The following is a 14,225-nucleotide window of genomic DNA, read 5'->3' as shown; positions in this document are numbered from 1 at the left end:
TGCCTGCCTGATTCTTTCCAGCACCTCCGGTCAGCGCACGTTCACTTCAGGCCATGCCAACGTAGAAAGGGCAGCTGGCTCGACTGCCGGCCGAGGAACACCTCGATACCTTCACGCAACGGTCGCGATGCCCCAGGGGCAAGCAATGCCTCCTGCAGCGCCTGGCCTGTGGCCCGGTCCAGCAGGCCTTGGGCCTCGAAGCGAGTGAACAGGTCGAAGGCGTGCACGTCCGACCACAGGTAAGCGTAGTAACCGGCATCGTAGCCGTTTACCAGATGGTCGAAGGCATGCGCCGGGTGCTCGAAATCGGCCAGGGGCCAGTAGCCACAATGCTCACGGGCATCGCCCAGGCGCTGCTCGAGGGACCGGCCATCGTTCGGCATGCCATGCAGGTCCAGGTCGAACAGCGCCATGCTCAGGTCGCGCGCGGTTTCTTCCACACCTTGCTGCCGCAAGCGGCGCAGGCATTCATCGACCCGGGCCCGGGAAAGCTTGCTGCCATCCTGAAGTGGCGAAGAGATCGCCACCAGGTAATCCGCGTCCCAGACCCAGCGCTCAAACAGCTTGCCGAACAGTTCCACGCCATCGGTACCGAGTTCGGTGACGTTGGACATCACGTGGTTGGTCGTGCGCACCAGCAAATGGTGCAAGGCATGGCCAAACTCATGGAACAGCTTGCGCAGTGACAGATGGTCCAGCAACGGCTGGCTACCCGGCAGCGCTGCAGGCACGTCGCTGTAGACCACCACCGAGGCCGCCTGGAAGATGCCCTCGGCATCGACCCGACGATTGCGAATGTAGGTGGTGAACACCGAGTCAGGTTGCTTGCCGGCATGCTGTACGGCGTCCAGGTACAGGAAACCGATCAAAGCGTTGTCCTGCCACACCTCGAACGGTTGCACGCTGTCATCCCAGGTTGCCAGCGGCTTGGCCAGCAGCGTTACACCAAACAGTTCTTCCGCCAACTGCTGCAATGCGCTGACCACGGCATTCAGCGGGAAGTGTTCGCGCAAGGCTTCGGTGGAAAGCACTTCGCGCGACGAGGCTTGCAGGTAGGCAATGTCCCAGGGTTGGACATTCCCCAGCCCTTTGGCTGCCGCCTGGCGCTGCATATCTGCACGCCACTGCAGCACGGCCGGCCGCACATGGTCGGCCAGGTCATGAAGAAAGCCGCGCACCTGGGCAACCGAACCTGCGCTCTTCATCTGCAGGCTCTGCTCCAGATGGCTGGCAAAGCCGAGCAGGTGGGCCTTTTCTTCCAGCAGCCTCGCCAGTTGCTCCAGGTGCGAGCGATTATCCTGCTGTTGGTCAAGGCCGACGCCTCGGGTGTTATAAGCCCGGTACACGCGCTCGCGCAGCTGCCTGTTGTCAGCATGTTTGAGCACGGCGTCGGTGGTCACGCTTTCACACGCAATCAACCACCCCGGCTCACCCGCCTCCTGTGCCCTTGTAGCCAGCTCGTCACGGATGCGTTGAGGTACACCGCTCAGTTCAGATTCATCCGTGATGCTCAGCCCTGGCCGGTTGGTGTTGCTGCGAAACGCCTCCCGCGCAGTGCCGATCTGTTTCAGCAGTTCGGCCAGGCGAACCTTGCCTGCGGGGTCGAGCGATGCGCCACTGGAGGCGAACTTGTGCAGATGCCAGCGCAACGTGGCGCGTTTCTGGGCATCCAGCTGCTTGCCGATGTCGCTGTTGGCCAAGCGCTCATACAGGGCCTGCAGTGCGGAATCGGTGAACTTCTGTTCGAACCGCTCCGTGGCCTTGGCGAAGAAGTCGAAAATGGCACCGGCCCAGGCTTCGTCCCGACCAACCAATGGCGAGGCTGCATACAACACCGTCAGAAGCTGACTATCCAGCCCGTCCACCGCCAGCACCATGTCATCCCAGGTGGGCAGTGCCTGCTGGTCGCGGATGATGCGTTCGATGCCTTGCTCGTGCGCCAACAGCACGTGGTCGAAGGCAACTTGCATGTTTTGAAGCGTGATTGACGGATAATCGACGGGAATATGGCTATTTTGCAGAAGGGGGTTGTCCATGGTGCAACACCTTGCTCGTAGAGAAGAGCAGGCGAGCTTGCATGGCCGGCGTGCGGCAGGTGGCCTGACTATCTACCACCCGGGGCATGCCGGCCCGGGCACAAGCCCGGGCGGCACGACGGCCTTATTCAGCCGGTTTCTTCAGCTTCGGGTTGGGGAAGAACTGCACCGTCTGTACCTTGGCAGGCGCGGCTTTCGGCTCCAGATGGTTGACCCGGGTGCCGAGCTCCTTCGGCACCGACAAGCCCTGCTCGTTGAGGGTGTCGGTAAAGCCGCAGGCCACGCACTCGCGGTGCGGTACGCCGTCTTCGTTCCACATCATCAGCTTGTCGGTCTCGCTGCACGCCGGGCATACCGCCCCGGCAATGAAGCGTTTTTTGGTCTTGTTCACGGCTACCTCGCTCATGCTGCAGCGTCCTCGCTCAGGCCACTATGGCGCAGCAAGGCATCGATGGAAGGCTCACGGCCACGGAAGTCGACGAACAGCTCCATCGGCTCGCGCGAACCACCGCGTGCCAGGATAGCCTCGCGGAAGGCACGGCCGGTTTCGGCATTCAGCACGCCTTCTTCCTCGAAGCGCGAGAAGGCGTCGGCCGACAGCACTTCGGCCCACTTGTAGCTGTAGTAGCCCGCGGCATAACCACCAGCGAAGATGTGCGCAAAGCTGTTGGGGAAGCGGTTGTACGCCGGTGGGCGCATGACCGACACCTCGTCGCGTACGCCTTCGAGCACCTGCAGCACGCTGCGGCCGTCGCCATGGGTGGCATGCAGTTCAAAGTCGAACAGCGAGAACTCCAGCTGGCGCACCATCATCATGCCCGACTGGAAGTTTTTCGCCGCCAGCATCTTGTCCAGCAGGTCCTGGGGCAGTGGGGCACCGGTTTCGTAGTGGGCGGAGATCAGTGCCAGGCCTTCCGGCTCCCAGCACCAGTTTTCCATGAACTGGCTCGGCAGTTCGACCGCGTCCCAGGCCACGCCGTTGATGCCGGATACACCGGCATGCTCGATGCGGGTCAGCATGTGGTGCAGGCCGTGGCCGAACTCGTGGAACAAGGTGGTGACTTCATCGTGGGTCAACAGCGCCGGCTTGCCGGGCGCGGCCGGGGTGAAGTTGCACACCAGGTTGGCCACCGGGCTCTGCAACTGGCCAGCGGCTGTGCGGCGACGGTCACGCGCGCCATCCATCCAGGCGCCGCCACGCTTGTTGGCGCGGGCGTAGAGGTCGAAGAAGAAGCGGCCGACATGCTGGCCGTTTTCCTTGATCTCGAACAGGCGCACATCCGGGTGCCAGCTGTCGAAGCCCTTGAGTTCGGCGATCTCGATGCCGTACAGGCGCTGCACGATGCTGAACAGGCCACCCAGCACCTTGTCGATCGGGAAGTAGGCGCGCAGGGCCTCCTGCGACACGCTGTAACGTTGTTCGCGCAGCTTCTCGCCGAAGTAGCCGGCGTCCCAGCTGGCCAGCTCAGGGCAGCCCTGCTCGGCGGCGTAGGCCTTGAGCTGCTCCAGGTCCTGGGCGGCGAACGGCTTGGAACGCTTGGCCAGGTCACGCAGGAAGCTCAGCACCTGGTCGCTGGACTCGGCCATCTTGGTGGCCAGGCTCAGCTCGGCGTAGTTCTTGTAGCCCAGCAGTTCGGCCAGCTCCTGGCGCAGGCCGAGGATTTCCTGCATCACCGGGCCGTTGTCGAACTGGCCGGCATTCGGGCCCTGGTCCGAGGCGCGGGTGCAGTAGGCGGCGTACAGCTCTTCGCGCAGGGCGCGATAGCTGGCGTAGGTCATCACCGCGTAGTAGCTGGGGAATTCCAGGGTGATCAGCCAGCCGTCGAGGCCCTTGGCCTGGGCGGCGGCAGCCATCTGCGCCTTGGCCGAGTCGGTCAGGCCGGCCAGCGCGGCTTCGTCGGTAACGTGCTTGGTCCAGGCCTGGGTAGCGTCGAGCAGCTGGTTGGAGAAACGGCTGCCCAGCTCGCTGAGCTTGCTCTGCACTTCGGCGTAGCGTTGCTGTTTATCCGCCGGCAGGTCGATACCCGACAGGCGGAAGTCACGCAGGGCGTGCTCGAGGATAGTCTTTTGCGCCACGTCGAAACCGGCGGCCTCGGGGCTGTTGATCAGCGCCTGGTAGGCTTCGAACAGCGCACGGTTCTGGCCCAGTTCGGTAGAGTAGGCGCTCAGCGCTGGCAGGCACGACTCGTAGGCTTCGCGCAGCTGCGCGCTGTTGCACACCGCATTGAGGTGACTGACCGGGCTCCAGGCGGCGCCCAGGCGGTCGTTCAGTTCGTCCATGGCCAGCACCAGGCCAGCCCAGGTAGGGTTCTTGCCCTGCTTTTCGAGGATCTCGGCAATGGCTTTACGGTTGTCGGCCAGGATCGCTTCGATCGCCGGCAATACGTGTTCGGCACGGATTTGCGAGAAGGGCGGCAGATCGTAGGACTGCAGAAGCGGGTTGTTCGCACTCACGGTTTGGATACCTTGGCAGAAGAAACACTGCCCCATCTTAATTACAATCGACGCCGACCGCAGCAGGCAGCCTGCCTATCGGCACAGATGAGAGACGCTATCATGGCTATCCGAAGCTTCCAGCAACACACTCCGAAAGTTGGGCCCAGGGCCTTCGTCGACCGATCGGCGGTAGTGCTGGGCGACGTGGAAATCGGTGAAGACAGCTCCGTCTGGCCGTTGACCGTGATACGCGGCGACATGCACCGCATCCGCATTGGCGCGCGTACCAGCGTGCAGGACGGCAGCGTGCTGCATATCACCCATGCCGGCCCGTTCAACCCGGACGGCTTCCCGCTGATCATCGGTGACGAAGTGACCATCGGCCACAAGGTCATGCTGCATGGCTGCACCCTGGGCAACCGCATCCTGGTCGGCATGGGCAGCACCATCATGGACGGTGCCATCGTCGAAGACGAAGTGATCATCGGCGCCGGCAGCCTGGTACCGCCGGGCAAGCGCCTGGTCAGTGGCTACCTGTACATGGGCAGCCCGGTGAAACAGGCCCGGTTGCTGAACGACCAGGAACACGCATTTTTCGCCTACAGCGCCAGTAACTACGTGAAGCTCAAGGACCAGCACCTGGCCGAAGGCTACGACCAACCGGAATAACCCCTTCGCGGGCGCGCCCGCTCCCACAGGTCTGGCGAAGCCTTCAAGGCCAGTGCCGTACCTGTGGGAGCGGGCAAGCCCGCGAAGAAGGCCACGCAGCACTCAAGTGGAACCCGCAAATGCACCAGCAAAACATCCTCTTCGACCTCGACGGCACCCTGACCGACCCGCGCCAGGGCATCACCCGCTCGATCCAGTATGCCCTGGCCAAACTGGGCATCGACGAGCCGGACCTGACCCGCCTCGAGCACTTCATCGGCCCACCCCTGCTGCAGGCCTTCATGCAGTTCTACAGCTTCGACGAAGCCAAGGCCTGGGATGCGGTGAACTTCTATCGGGAACGCTTCAGCGTCACCGGCCTGTACGAAAACCTGGTGTTCGAAGGTGTGCCGGAGCTGCTCGAGGCCCTGAACGGCCAGGGTCGCACGCTGTACATCGCCACCTCCAAGCCGTGGAAGTTCGCCCGTGAAATCGCCCGGCACTTCGCCTTCGACCACCACTTCAAGGTGATCTACGGCAGTGAACTGGATGGCACGCGCACCAACAAGGTCGAGCTGATTCGCCACCTGCTTGAGGAAGAAGGGCTGGACCCGGCGCAGACGCTGATGATCGGCGACCGCAAGCATGACCTGATCGGTGCGCGCAGCAATGGCTTGCAGGCGGTGGCGGTGGGGTACGGGTTTGGTAGCCAGGAAGAACTGATGGCGGAAGAGCCGGCCTACCACTTTGCTACCTTGGCCGAGATGCATCAGGCATTTCTTAAGGCTTGATGGCCATTGGGGCTGCTTTGCAGCCCATCGCCGGCAAGCCAGCTCCCACAGGGGTAGCACATGACTTGAGGTCAATGCGGTGGAGGTGGGAGCTGGCTTGCCGGCGATGGGCCGCAAGGCGGCCCCAAAATCTCACCGGCTAACCATCAACCGCCGTAAGGCCGCCTTCCTCTCATCGATCGGCAACCGCCCCAATTGCTCGACCCGGTGATAAAAACGCTGCCAATCCCCGTCAACCTCACGGAACATCGCCGCAAACGCCGGTACCCACTGGTCATACAACCCGAACGGCAGCAACTTGGCATTGCTCATCGGCCCATACATCCAGGCGTCATAGCGCTTGTCACCACCCCACTGGGCATCACGCACCTGCCGGTATTCCCGCCTAAGCCGCTCGAACTCCGCCTGCTTGGCCGTCCGCTTCTGCGCATCATCCAGAGGCCCGGCATAAATCGCCTGCAACCGCTCGCGGCTGGCCAGCACCAACCGGATGAATTGCTCACGCTCCTGCCCCTGCTCCCCGCCAGAGGCGGCAAGGCCCCGCGCCACGCGCCATTGCCGCGTGCCTTCCTGCTCGACGAATGAGGCAAACGACTCGTTGAACTCGGTGTCGTCCTGCACATAGAAGCGCTGGTGGGCCAACTCATGGAAGATCAGCGTGGCCAGGCGCTCGTCGCTCCAGCCCACCATCGACGACAGGATCGGGTCGTCGAACCAGCCCAGGGTCGAATAGGCCTCCACGCCGCCCACGTATACATCCATGCCGTCCTGGCGCATCAACGCCGCCGCCCCACGCGCCGCGCCTTGCTGGTAGTAGCCGCGATAGGCCACACACCCTGCGATCGGGAAGCAGTGCGTCACTGGCTGCAACGACAGCTCGGGGGTGGCGAACACATTCCATACCACGTAGGGTCTGCCAAGGTCGGCATACACCCGGTAGCTGCGGTTGTCCGGCAGCTTCAGCTGCTGGCTGGCAAATGCCCGTGCCTGCTTGGCGTGTTCCAGGCGCGCGCGCAATTTCGCTGAAGTGGCCGGGTTGGCCACTACCTGATCCACCGGCTGCCGTGCGCGTAGCAGCTGCCACTGGCCCTCGGCCAACTGCCCATAGTAGGCGGCGCTGCTGCAACCGTTCAGCAGGAGCACCGCCAACAGGGGAACCAAACGGGTGAAAACAAGGTCGAGTGGCCCAGGGCCTGAGCGCTGCATAAGAATAAGTCGAAGCATCCGGGACTGTCTGACTCGCTCAAGGCCGATTCACTCCAAGACTATCTCGCCAAGGGGGAGTTTCGCCATGCGTGCACTGTTGGTCACCGGCTCACTGTTGCTGATATCCGCCTGTTCGACCCTGCCAGACCCGGACCCGAACCAGGCCTGGATCGACCTCACGCCCTACGACAACACCTCGCTGCACGCCGTGCAGGTAGATGAACGCGACTGGGCCGACAGCCGTTACTTCGAAGTACAGCCCGGCAGCCACGAGCTGACCGTGCGCTACCAGTTTCCGGTTACCCCCAGCAATATTGGCCCGGTCGAGGAGCCTTTGTGGCGGGATTGCCAGGTCAAGCTGACCTTCAAGGATTTCAGTGCCGGCCAGCGCTACCAGCTGCAGGCTGGCAGCATCGGTTTCCGCCCCTGGATCAAACTCTACGACCATCAGCAAAAACTGGTTGGCCAGGGCTTGCCTGCAGGCTGCCAGCGCACCTGAAACGCACAAACGGCGCTATGCTTGTAGCCTATGAATCGCAAGTGGGAGTCTTGCCATGCGCCAGCCCATGATGCTGATCGCCCTCAGTGCACTGGGGGCGTGCGCCAGCCCCTTGCCGCCCGTCGACCCCAAGCAGGCCTGGGTCGACCTGTACACCATGACTCCCGGCAGGGTGATCATGGCCGACCGCCTCGACGGCAAGCGCCTGGAGGATGGCCGCTACTTCCAGGTGACGCCAGGCAAGCACGAACTGGTAGTGCGCTTCGATTACGAGATATATGGGGGCGGCCTCATGACCCAGCCCAGGGACCGTACCTGCTACCTGACCGTGCGCTTTGACAACTTCAAGGCCGGTGAACGCTATCGCCTGGAGGCACGGGCGCCGGTGATGGAACCGCAGGTGCTGCTGTATGACGGCAGCCGCAAGGTGGTGGTGAACGAGCCTAGCGAGGTGTTCTGCATTCCTTGACCTGGGGCTGCAGTGCTCCTACAGGAAATACGCGATCCCTGTAGGAGCGGCCTTGTGTCGCGATAGGGCCGCAAAGCGGCCCCCAAAATCCTGAACCTACCGATCATTCTTCTGATAAATGATCTTCTTGGTCCCACCATCGCAGGTCCCGACGACCATGTTCTGGTCCTTGACCTCGCTGTTGGGCACGATCTCCAGGGTATAGGACGAAACACCCTGGGCCTGGATCTTGGCCTCGATCTCGGCTTTGAGCTCCTCGCACGGCTTGACCGCCGCCAACGCAGATGTGGCGACCAGGGAAGCCAACACGGTGATTGCTACGCGAATCATGAAACGGCTCCTGAAAGGGCAGCGTGCTGCCGACGCTGTTTAGACTACAGCAAACCGCCCTCATTGCACTGCTTCAACCCACCAGTGCCGCATCCAGGCTGATCTTCGCGTTCAGCACCTTGGATACCGGGCACCCGGCCTTGGCCTTGTCGGCGATCTGCAAGAACTGCGCTTCACTTGCCCCAGGTACCTTGGCCCTGAGCACCAGATGCACCGCCGTAATGGCAAAGCCATCAGCTTGCTTGTCGAGTGTCACTTCGGCAGCGGTGTCGATCCTGTCCGGGGTGAACCCCGCTTCGCCCAGCATCATCGACAGTGCCATCGAGAAGCAGCCGGCGTGCGCCGCGCCGATCAGCTCCTCCGGGTTGGTCCCGGGCGAGCCCTCGAAACGGGTATTGAAGCCGTAGGGGTTCTGCTTTAGCGCGCCGCTTTCGGTAGAAAGCAGGCCTTTGCCCTCCTTCAGGCCACCTTGCCAGATCGCCGATGCTGTCTTTTTCATGATGCCTCCTGGTCTCGGGTTACATGCTTATGGCTTCAGAGGTCAGCCGCCTACGGCAAGTTCAGAGCAATCGCACGGCAAGCATTGAATCCGTCGAATGTGCCCATACAGAGTTGAAAAGGCCTTTGGCCAAATACCTTTGCGGAGGCTCCATGACGCAGCTGCGTGACCTGAAGATTTCCACCCTCGACCTGGTGCCGGTACGCGCCGACGCCGGCCCGGCGCAGTCGCTGCGCAACTCGCTGGACCTGGCGCAGCACGTCGAGCGCTTTGGCTACAACCGCTTCTGGGTAGCCGAGCACCACAACATGGACGGCATCGCCAGTTCGGCGACTTCGGTGCTGATCGGCTACCTGGCGGGGGGTACCTCGAGCATTCGCGTGGGCTCTGGCGGGGTCATGCTGCCCAACCATGCGCCGCTGGTGATCGCCGAGCAGTTCGGCACCTTGGCCAGCCTGTACCCGGGGCGCATCGACCTGGGGTTGGGCCGCGCGCCGGGTTCCGACCAGATGACCGCCTACGCCCTGCGCCGCGACCGCGCCGGCGGCCCGGATGACTTCCCGGACGATGTCGAGGAACTGTCACGCTACCTTGGCCCTCGTACCGATGATCAAAAAGTGATCGCCGTGCCAGGGCACGACACCGAGGTACCAATGTGGCTGCTCGGCTCCAGCCTGTTCAGCGCTCAATTGGCCGGCATGCGCGGCATGCCCTACGCCTTCGCCTCGCACTTTGCGCCGCGCTACATGCACGAGGCGATCCGCGTGTACCGCAACCACTTCAAGCCCTCAACTACATTGGACAAGCCGTATGTGATGCTGGGCATCCCCATGGTGGTGGCGGAAACCGACGAAAAGGCCGAGTACCTGGCCACGTCGGTGTACCAGCGCATCCTCGCGCTGATTCGCGGGCAGAGCCTGATGCAGAAGCCGCCGGTGGAAAGCATGGACGGGCTGTGGCTACCCCATGAGCGGGATGCGGTGGGCAGCTTCCTCGGCCTGGCGATGATCGGCAGCCCGCAGAAGGTGCGTGCCAAGGTGGAGGTGCTGCTGGAGCAGACCGGGGCGGATGAGCTGATCTTCACCTGTGATTTGTATGAGCATGCGGACCGGATTCGGTCCTATGAACTGTTGGCGCAGGCTCTCAAGACCGCGTGATCTTCTTCGCGGGTAAACCCGCTCCCACAGGTACAGCGTCGCTCTCAGGCCTGTGATATCCCTGTGGGAGCGGGCGAGCCCGCGAAGAAGCCAGCACATTAGCGGCGCCGGTACACAATCTCCTTGGTACCAGCCTCGCAGCTGCCAATCACCTTGCCGGCCGGGTCGCCCTTGTCGACGATCTCCAGCTTGTAGCCGGTAACACCCTTGGCATCTAGCTTGGCCGCAATCTCTGCCTTGAGTTCCTCGCACGGCTTGCCCGCCGCCAGCGCACCACCGGCCAGGGTCATCAGGCCCAGCGCCAGAATCAGTTTGTTCATCACTCGCTTTCCTTGTGCAGATGAAATCAGAAAGGGCGCCCGCCAAGGCGCCCCCTCCCTAAATACCCCATCATGCCGGGCTCATCCAGCCCGGCAGTGTTTCAGCTATTGGCGATACGGAAGCCGACCTTCAGCGTGACCTGGAAGTGCGCCGCCTTGTTGTCACGGATATGGCCACGGGTATCTATCACTTCGAACCACTCCAGGTGCTTGATGCTCTTGCCGGCTTCGGCCAGGGCATTGTTGATCGCCTCTTCGATGCTGGTGGTCGAAGACCCCACCAGTTCGATCTTCTTGTAGGTGTGATGATCGGTCATGAGCGCTCTCCTCGGATGATGGTGAGATTGAGCCTAGCAGCGCAGGCCTGGTTTACCTGCGAGCGGTCACCATTGGCGAAAGTTCGATCGCACTTTCCCGCGGGCCCAAGGTCGCAATCCTTACAGTCCATACTGCAAAGGAGAGTCAACATGCACCGCAATTCGCTGCGTAGAACGTCCCTGGAAAGCATGGAAGCGGAGATCGAGAGCCTTCTGAAAAGCCTGGAAAACCTCAAGCATGATGCGTCGGAGGAGTCCCAGAAATCGGTGAAGGCAATCCGCAGCAACGCCGAGAGTGCCCTGCGTCATTCGCGCCACCTGTTGAGCGATGCCTACGAGGAAGTGAAGCACCGCACCCGCCAGACCGGCATCGCCACCCGCGACTATGCCCAGGAACACCCATACACCACCGCCGGCGTCGCCATTGGCGCGCTAGGCCTGCTGGCGGCGTACCTGATGTGCAAACGCAACTAAGCGCCCTGTCGCGACAGTTCTGCCCTTAGCCACTGCGCCAACTGCTCGGCGCGCCCGTCCGCGGCGCGCCTGGGCACCCACAGCGCCAATGCCGCAGGGGTAGGTGAAAAGCCCCACGGCGCACTCAAACGGCCCGCCCGCAGGTCATCAGCGACCAGCGGCTGCGGCGCAATCGCCACACCCAACCCGGCCACCGCAGCTTCCAGCAGGTAATACAGGTGCTCGAAAGCCTGGCCATAGTGCAGGGTCGCCGGCTCCAACCCCTGTTCCAGCGCCCAGGTCGGCCAAGCCTGCGGGCGCGAGGTGGTGTGCAGCAACGCTTCGCCCAGCAAAGCCTTGGCCGGCGCGCCCTGCAAGCGCTCGAAACCGGCGAAATGCGGGCTGAGCACCGGCCCGATGCGCTCCTCGGCCAGCACATGCACCTGCATGTCCGCCGGCCATGGCGGCTCGGCATACACCAGCAGCGCATCCAGCCCTGGCCGCCGCGGGTCCAGATCGCCTTCACCGGCCGACAGGTGCAAGCGCAGCTCAGGCAAATCCGCCTGCAACCGCCCCAACCGCGGGATGAACCAGCGCGCCAGCAGGCTGCCCGAGCAGCCCAGCACGAACGGCGCCTCGCTGACATCGTGGCTGAGCTCGGCGCATACGCTGCGCAGGCGGTCGAAGGCTTCGCTACTGGCATCGCGCAGGCGTACGCCGGCATCTGTGAGTTTGATGCCACGCCCGTCCTTCACGAACAGCGCGACGCCCAGGTGCTCTTCAAGCACCTTGATCTGCCGGCTGACGGCGCCATGGGTGACGTGCAGCGCTTCGGCCGCCTGGCTGACGCTGTTGAGCCGTGCGGTAGCCTCGAAGGCCCGCAGGGCATTGAGGGGGGGGAGGTCGTGGGCCATTTTACCTGTGAGTTTTTCTGACAAGTTTGCGCAATCTTATCGGTTTTCAGCCGGGCTTGCCGTGGTTAGAGTAAAGCCCATCACTCATTCATTACGCCCTGGAGCGCCCCATGACCCAGTCCCAATACCGCCCCGGCCCCGACGCCAACGGCCTGTTCGGCTCGTTCGGCGGCCGCTACGTGGCCGAAACCCTGATGCCACTGGTGCTGGACCTGGCCCGCGAATACGAAGCGGCCAAGGCAGACCCCAAGTTCCTCGAAGAGCTGGCCTACTTCCAGCGCGACTACATCGGCCGCCCCAACCCGCTGTACTTCGCCGAGCGCCTGACCGAGCACTGCGGCGGCGCGAAGATCTTCTTCAAGCGTGAAGAACTCAACCACACCGGTGCGCACAAGGTGAACAACTGCATCGGCCAGGTGCTGCTGGCCAAGCGCATGGGCAAGAAGCGCCTGATCGCCGAAACCGGCGCCGGCATGCACGGCGTGGCCACCGCCACCGTCGCTGCCCGCTTCGGCCTGCCTTGCGTGATCTACATGGGCGCCACCGACATCGAGCGCCAGCAGGCCAACGTGTTCCGCATGAAACTGCTGGGCGCCGAGATCGTCCCGGTCACCGCCGGCACCGGCACCCTGAAGGACGCCATGAACGAGGCCCTGCGCGACTGGGTCACCAACGTCGAAGACACCTTCTACCTGATCGGCACCGTGGCCGGCCCGCACCCGTACCCGGCCATGGTCCGCGACTTCCAGTCGATCATCGGCAAGGAAACCCGCGCCCAGCTGCAAGAGAAGGAAGGCCGCCTGCCAGACAGCCTGGTTGCCTGCGTCGGTGGCGGCTCCAACGCCATGGGCCTGTTCCATGAGTTCCTCGAAGAGCCAAGCGTGCAGATCATCGGCGTCGAAGCCGGTGGCCATGGCGTGCACACCGACAAGCATGCCGCCAGCCTGAACGGCGGGGTACCGGGCGTGCTGCACGGCAACCGCACCTACCTGCTGCAGGACGAAGACGGCCAGATCACCGACGCCCACTCGATTTCCGCCGGCCTGGACTACCCAGGCATCGGCCCGGAGCACGCCTACCTGCACGAAGTGAAGCGTGTCGAGTACGTCAGCATCACCGACGACGAAGCGCTGGATGCGTTCCACGCCACCTGCCGCCTGGAAGGCATCATCCCGGCCCTGGAAAGCTCCCACGCCTTGGCCGAGGCGATCAAGCGCGCACCGAAGCTGCCCAAGGACCACCTGATGGTCGTGTGCCTGTCGGGCCGCGGCGACAAAGACATGCAAACCGTCATGAACCACATGGCCGCCCAGGAGAAACAGGCATGAGCCGTCTTGAACAACGCTTCGCCGAGCTGAAGGCCGAAGGCCGCTCGGCACTGGTCACCTTCGTCACCGCGGGCGACCCGGGCTATGACGCCTCGCTGCAGATCCTCAAGGGCCTGCCGGCAGCCGGTGCCGACGTGATCGAGCTGGGCATGCCGTTCACCGACCCGATGGCCGACGGCGTGGCCATCCAGCTGGCCACCCTGCGTGCCCTGGAAGCCGGCCAGACCCTGGCCAAGACCCTGCAGATGGTTCGCGAATTCCGTGTGGATAACCAGGCCACACCGATCGTACTGATGGGTTACTACAACCCGATCCACCGCTTTGGCGTGGAAAAGTTCGTGGCCGAAGCCAAGCAAGCGGGTGTCGATGGCCTGATCATCGTCGACCTGCCGCCAGAGCACGACGCCGAACTGGCGACCCCGGCCCAGGCTGCGGGTATCGACTTCATCCGCCTGACCACCCCGACCACAGACGACGCGCGCCTGCCGCGCGTGCTGGAGCGCAGCTCCGGGTTCGTCTACTACGTGTCGGTGGCCGGTGTGACCGGCGCCGGCTCGGCGACCACCGAGCACGTGACCGAAGCCATTGCCCGCCTGCGTCGGCATACCGATCTGCCGATCAGCGTTGGTTTCGGCATTCGTACGCCGGAGCAGGCTGCGGCCATTGCCCGCCTGTCGGACGGCGTGGTGGTGGGCTCGGCACTGGTCGACAAGATTGCCCAGGCCAAGAGTGCCGAGCAGGCAGTCAACGATGTATTGAGCCTGTGCTCGGCACTGGCTGAAGGGGTGCGCGGCGCTCGACGCTGAACCGCGTCGCCTTCAT

The 14,225-nt window shown here is 63.4% G+C and carries 17 protein-coding genes; 8 read left to right on the top strand and 9 right to left on the bottom strand.

What is annotated here, in order from left to right:
* Positions 1-41: 41 nt before the first annotated feature.
* The 3 genes from ABX298_RS10950 to prlC form a co-directional block, all read right to left on the bottom strand.
* Positions 42-2,036, bottom strand: coding sequence for a M3 family metallopeptidase (locus ABX298_RS10950; RefSeq protein WP_367394384.1), 1,995 nt, complete (start codon positions 2,034-2,036; stop codon positions 42-44).
* Between the two features lie 124 nt (positions 2,037-2,160).
* On the bottom strand, positions 2,161-2,442 hold the full coding sequence (locus ABX298_RS10945; RefSeq protein WP_013970292.1) for a YheV family putative zinc ribbon protein: 282 nt from the start codon (positions 2,440-2,442) through the stop codon (positions 2,161-2,163).
* Complete coding sequence (gene prlC, locus ABX298_RS10940; protein WP_367394383.1) at positions 2,439-4,526, bottom strand: oligopeptidase A; 2,088 nt, start codon at positions 4,524-4,526, stop codon at positions 2,439-2,441. The genes ABX298_RS10945 and prlC overlap by 4 nt, the downstream gene beginning before the upstream one ends.
* Before the next feature lie 66 nt (positions 4,527-4,592).
* Between prlC and ABX298_RS10935 the strand changes: the two genes are divergently transcribed.
* Positions 4,593-5,141, top strand: coding sequence for a gamma carbonic anhydrase family protein (locus ABX298_RS10935; protein WP_003261048.1), 549 nt, complete (start codon positions 4,593-4,595; stop codon positions 5,139-5,141).
* Between the two features lie 119 nt (positions 5,142-5,260).
* Positions 5,261-5,911: an HAD family hydrolase gene (locus ABX298_RS10930; protein ID WP_367394382.1), complete on the top strand. Its 651-nt coding sequence runs from the start codon at positions 5,261-5,263 to the stop codon at positions 5,909-5,911.
* A 132-nt stretch (positions 5,912-6,043) separates the two neighbouring features.
* Here the strand turns inward: ABX298_RS10930 and ABX298_RS10925 are convergent, their stop codons facing one another.
* The gene (locus ABX298_RS10925) at positions 6,044-7,117 is read right to left on the bottom strand and encodes an aminopeptidase (RefSeq protein ID WP_367394381.1); all 1,074 of its coding nucleotides are present in this window, start codon (positions 7,115-7,117) and stop codon (positions 6,044-6,046) included.
* An 85-nt stretch (positions 7,118-7,202) separates the two neighbouring features.
* On the opposite strand from ABX298_RS10925, the gene ABX298_RS10920 reads away from it, so the two are divergent.
* Positions 7,203-7,616 (top strand): hypothetical protein, encoded by a 414-nt coding sequence (locus tag ABX298_RS10920; RefSeq protein ID WP_015268455.1) that lies wholly within the window; start codon positions 7,203-7,205, stop codon positions 7,614-7,616.
* 55 nt (positions 7,617-7,671) lie between these two features.
* On the top strand, positions 7,672-8,085 hold the full coding sequence (locus ABX298_RS10915; protein WP_013970286.1) for a hypothetical protein: 414 nt from the start codon (positions 7,672-7,674) through the stop codon (positions 8,083-8,085).
* Between the two features lie 96 nt (positions 8,086-8,181).
* Here ABX298_RS10915 and ABX298_RS10910 read toward each other — a convergent pair whose 3' ends face one another.
* Both ABX298_RS10910 and ABX298_RS10905 read right to left on the bottom strand, forming a co-directional pair.
* Positions 8,182-8,415 (bottom strand): DUF1161 domain-containing protein, encoded by a 234-nt coding sequence (locus tag ABX298_RS10910; RefSeq protein ID WP_003261043.1) that lies wholly within the window; start codon positions 8,413-8,415, stop codon positions 8,182-8,184.
* Positions 8,416-8,488: 73 nt separating this feature from the next.
* Complete coding sequence (locus ABX298_RS10905; protein ID WP_367394380.1) at positions 8,489-8,914, bottom strand: OsmC family protein; 426 nt, start codon at positions 8,912-8,914, stop codon at positions 8,489-8,491.
* 152 nt (positions 8,915-9,066) lie between these two features.
* Here ABX298_RS10905 and ABX298_RS10900 point away from each other — a divergent pair, with 152 nt between their 5' ends.
* Complete coding sequence (locus ABX298_RS10900) at positions 9,067-10,071, top strand: LLM class flavin-dependent oxidoreductase (RefSeq protein ID WP_274078985.1); 1,005 nt, start codon at positions 9,067-9,069, stop codon at positions 10,069-10,071.
* Between the two features lie 98 nt (positions 10,072-10,169).
* On the opposite strand, the gene ABX298_RS10895 is transcribed toward ABX298_RS10900, so the two are convergent.
* Both ABX298_RS10895 and ABX298_RS10890 read right to left on the bottom strand, forming a co-directional pair.
* Complete coding sequence (locus tag ABX298_RS10895; RefSeq protein WP_274078984.1) at positions 10,170-10,391, bottom strand: DUF1161 domain-containing protein; 222 nt, start codon at positions 10,389-10,391, stop codon at positions 10,170-10,172.
* A 101-nt stretch (positions 10,392-10,492) separates the two neighbouring features.
* Complete coding sequence (locus ABX298_RS10890; RefSeq protein WP_013970282.1) at positions 10,493-10,708, bottom strand: dodecin; 216 nt, start codon at positions 10,706-10,708, stop codon at positions 10,493-10,495.
* A 150-nt stretch (positions 10,709-10,858) separates the two neighbouring features.
* Here ABX298_RS10890 and ABX298_RS10885 point away from each other — a divergent pair, with 150 nt between their 5' ends.
* Positions 10,859-11,182, top strand: coding sequence for a YqjD family protein (locus ABX298_RS10885; RefSeq protein WP_003261039.1), 324 nt, complete (start codon positions 10,859-10,861; stop codon positions 11,180-11,182).
* Here the strand turns inward: ABX298_RS10885 and ABX298_RS10880 are convergent.
* A complete protein-coding gene (locus ABX298_RS10880) occupies positions 11,179-12,075 on the bottom strand; it encodes a LysR family transcriptional regulator (RefSeq protein WP_274078983.1) in 897 nt (298 codons plus the stop codon). The two genes, ABX298_RS10885 and ABX298_RS10880, sit on opposite strands and share 4 nt — an antisense overlap.
* 110 nt (positions 12,076-12,185) lie before the next feature.
* On the opposite strand from ABX298_RS10880, the gene trpB reads away from it, so the two are divergent.
* Positions 12,186-13,403 (top strand): tryptophan synthase subunit beta, encoded by a 1,218-nt coding sequence (gene trpB, locus ABX298_RS10875; protein ID WP_015268451.1) that lies wholly within the window; start codon positions 12,186-12,188, stop codon positions 13,401-13,403.
* On the top strand, positions 13,400-14,209 hold the full coding sequence (gene trpA, locus ABX298_RS10870) for a tryptophan synthase subunit alpha (RefSeq protein WP_015268450.1): 810 nt from the start codon (positions 13,400-13,402) through the stop codon (positions 14,207-14,209). The genes trpB and trpA overlap by 4 nt, the downstream gene beginning before the upstream one ends.
* Positions 14,210-14,225: the final 16 nt, after the last annotated feature.

It is taken from the genome of Pseudomonas sp. X4, assembly GCF_040784925.1.
Classification (GTDB): Bacteria; Pseudomonadota; Gammaproteobacteria; order Pseudomonadales; family Pseudomonadaceae; genus Aquipseudomonas; species Aquipseudomonas putida_Z.
The sequence above is the reverse complement of the archived record's forward strand: the minus strand, read 5'-3'. Positions and strand labels throughout refer to the sequence as shown.

Bases quoted from the DNA above. Each gene is read 5' to 3' on its own strand.
- ABX298_RS10885 (WP_003261039.1), top strand. From the start codon at position 10,859: ATGCACCGCAATTCGCTGCGTAGAACGTCCCTGGAAAGCATGGAAGCG.
- ABX298_RS10935 (WP_003261048.1), top strand. From the start codon at position 4,593: ATGGCTATCCGAAGCTTCCAGCAACACACTCCGAAAGTTGGGCCCAGG.
- ABX298_RS10880 (WP_274078983.1), bottom strand. From the start codon at position 12,075: ATGGCCCACGACCTCCCCCCCCTCAATGCCCTGCGGGCCTTCGAGGCT.
- prlC (WP_367394383.1), bottom strand. From the start codon at position 4,526: ATGGGGCAGTGTTTCTTCTGCCAAGGTATCCAAACCGTGAGTGCGAAC.
- ABX298_RS10910 (WP_003261043.1), bottom strand. From the start codon at position 8,415: ATGATTCGCGTAGCAATCACCGTGTTGGCTTCCCTGGTCGCCACATCT.
- ABX298_RS10920 (WP_015268455.1), top strand. From the start codon at position 7,203: ATGCGTGCACTGTTGGTCACCGGCTCACTGTTGCTGATATCCGCCTGT.
- ABX298_RS10950 (WP_367394384.1), bottom strand. From the start codon at position 2,036: ATGGACAACCCCCTTCTGCAAAATAGCCATATTCCCGTCGATTATCCG.
- trpB (WP_015268451.1), top strand. From the start codon at position 12,186: ATGACCCAGTCCCAATACCGCCCCGGCCCCGACGCCAACGGCCTGTTC.
- ABX298_RS10915 (WP_013970286.1), top strand. From the start codon at position 7,672: ATGCGCCAGCCCATGATGCTGATCGCCCTCAGTGCACTGGGGGCGTGC.
- ABX298_RS10895 (WP_274078984.1), bottom strand. From the start codon at position 10,391: ATGAACAAACTGATTCTGGCGCTGGGCCTGATGACCCTGGCCGGTGGT.
- ABX298_RS10890 (WP_013970282.1), bottom strand. From the start codon at position 10,708: ATGACCGATCATCACACCTACAAGAAGATCGAACTGGTGGGGTCTTCG.
- ABX298_RS10945 (WP_013970292.1), bottom strand. From the start codon at position 2,442: ATGAGCGAGGTAGCCGTGAACAAGACCAAAAAACGCTTCATTGCCGGG.
- ABX298_RS10900 (WP_274078985.1), top strand. From the start codon at position 9,067: ATGACGCAGCTGCGTGACCTGAAGATTTCCACCCTCGACCTGGTGCCG.
- ABX298_RS10905 (WP_367394380.1), bottom strand. From the start codon at position 8,914: ATGAAAAAGACAGCATCGGCGATCTGGCAAGGTGGCCTGAAGGAGGGC.
- ABX298_RS10930 (WP_367394382.1), top strand. From the start codon at position 5,261: ATGCACCAGCAAAACATCCTCTTCGACCTCGACGGCACCCTGACCGAC.
- ABX298_RS10925 (WP_367394381.1), bottom strand. From the start codon at position 7,117: ATGCAGCGCTCAGGCCCTGGGCCACTCGACCTTGTTTTCACCCGTTTG.
- trpA (WP_015268450.1), top strand. From the start codon at position 13,400: ATGAGCCGTCTTGAACAACGCTTCGCCGAGCTGAAGGCCGAAGGCCGC.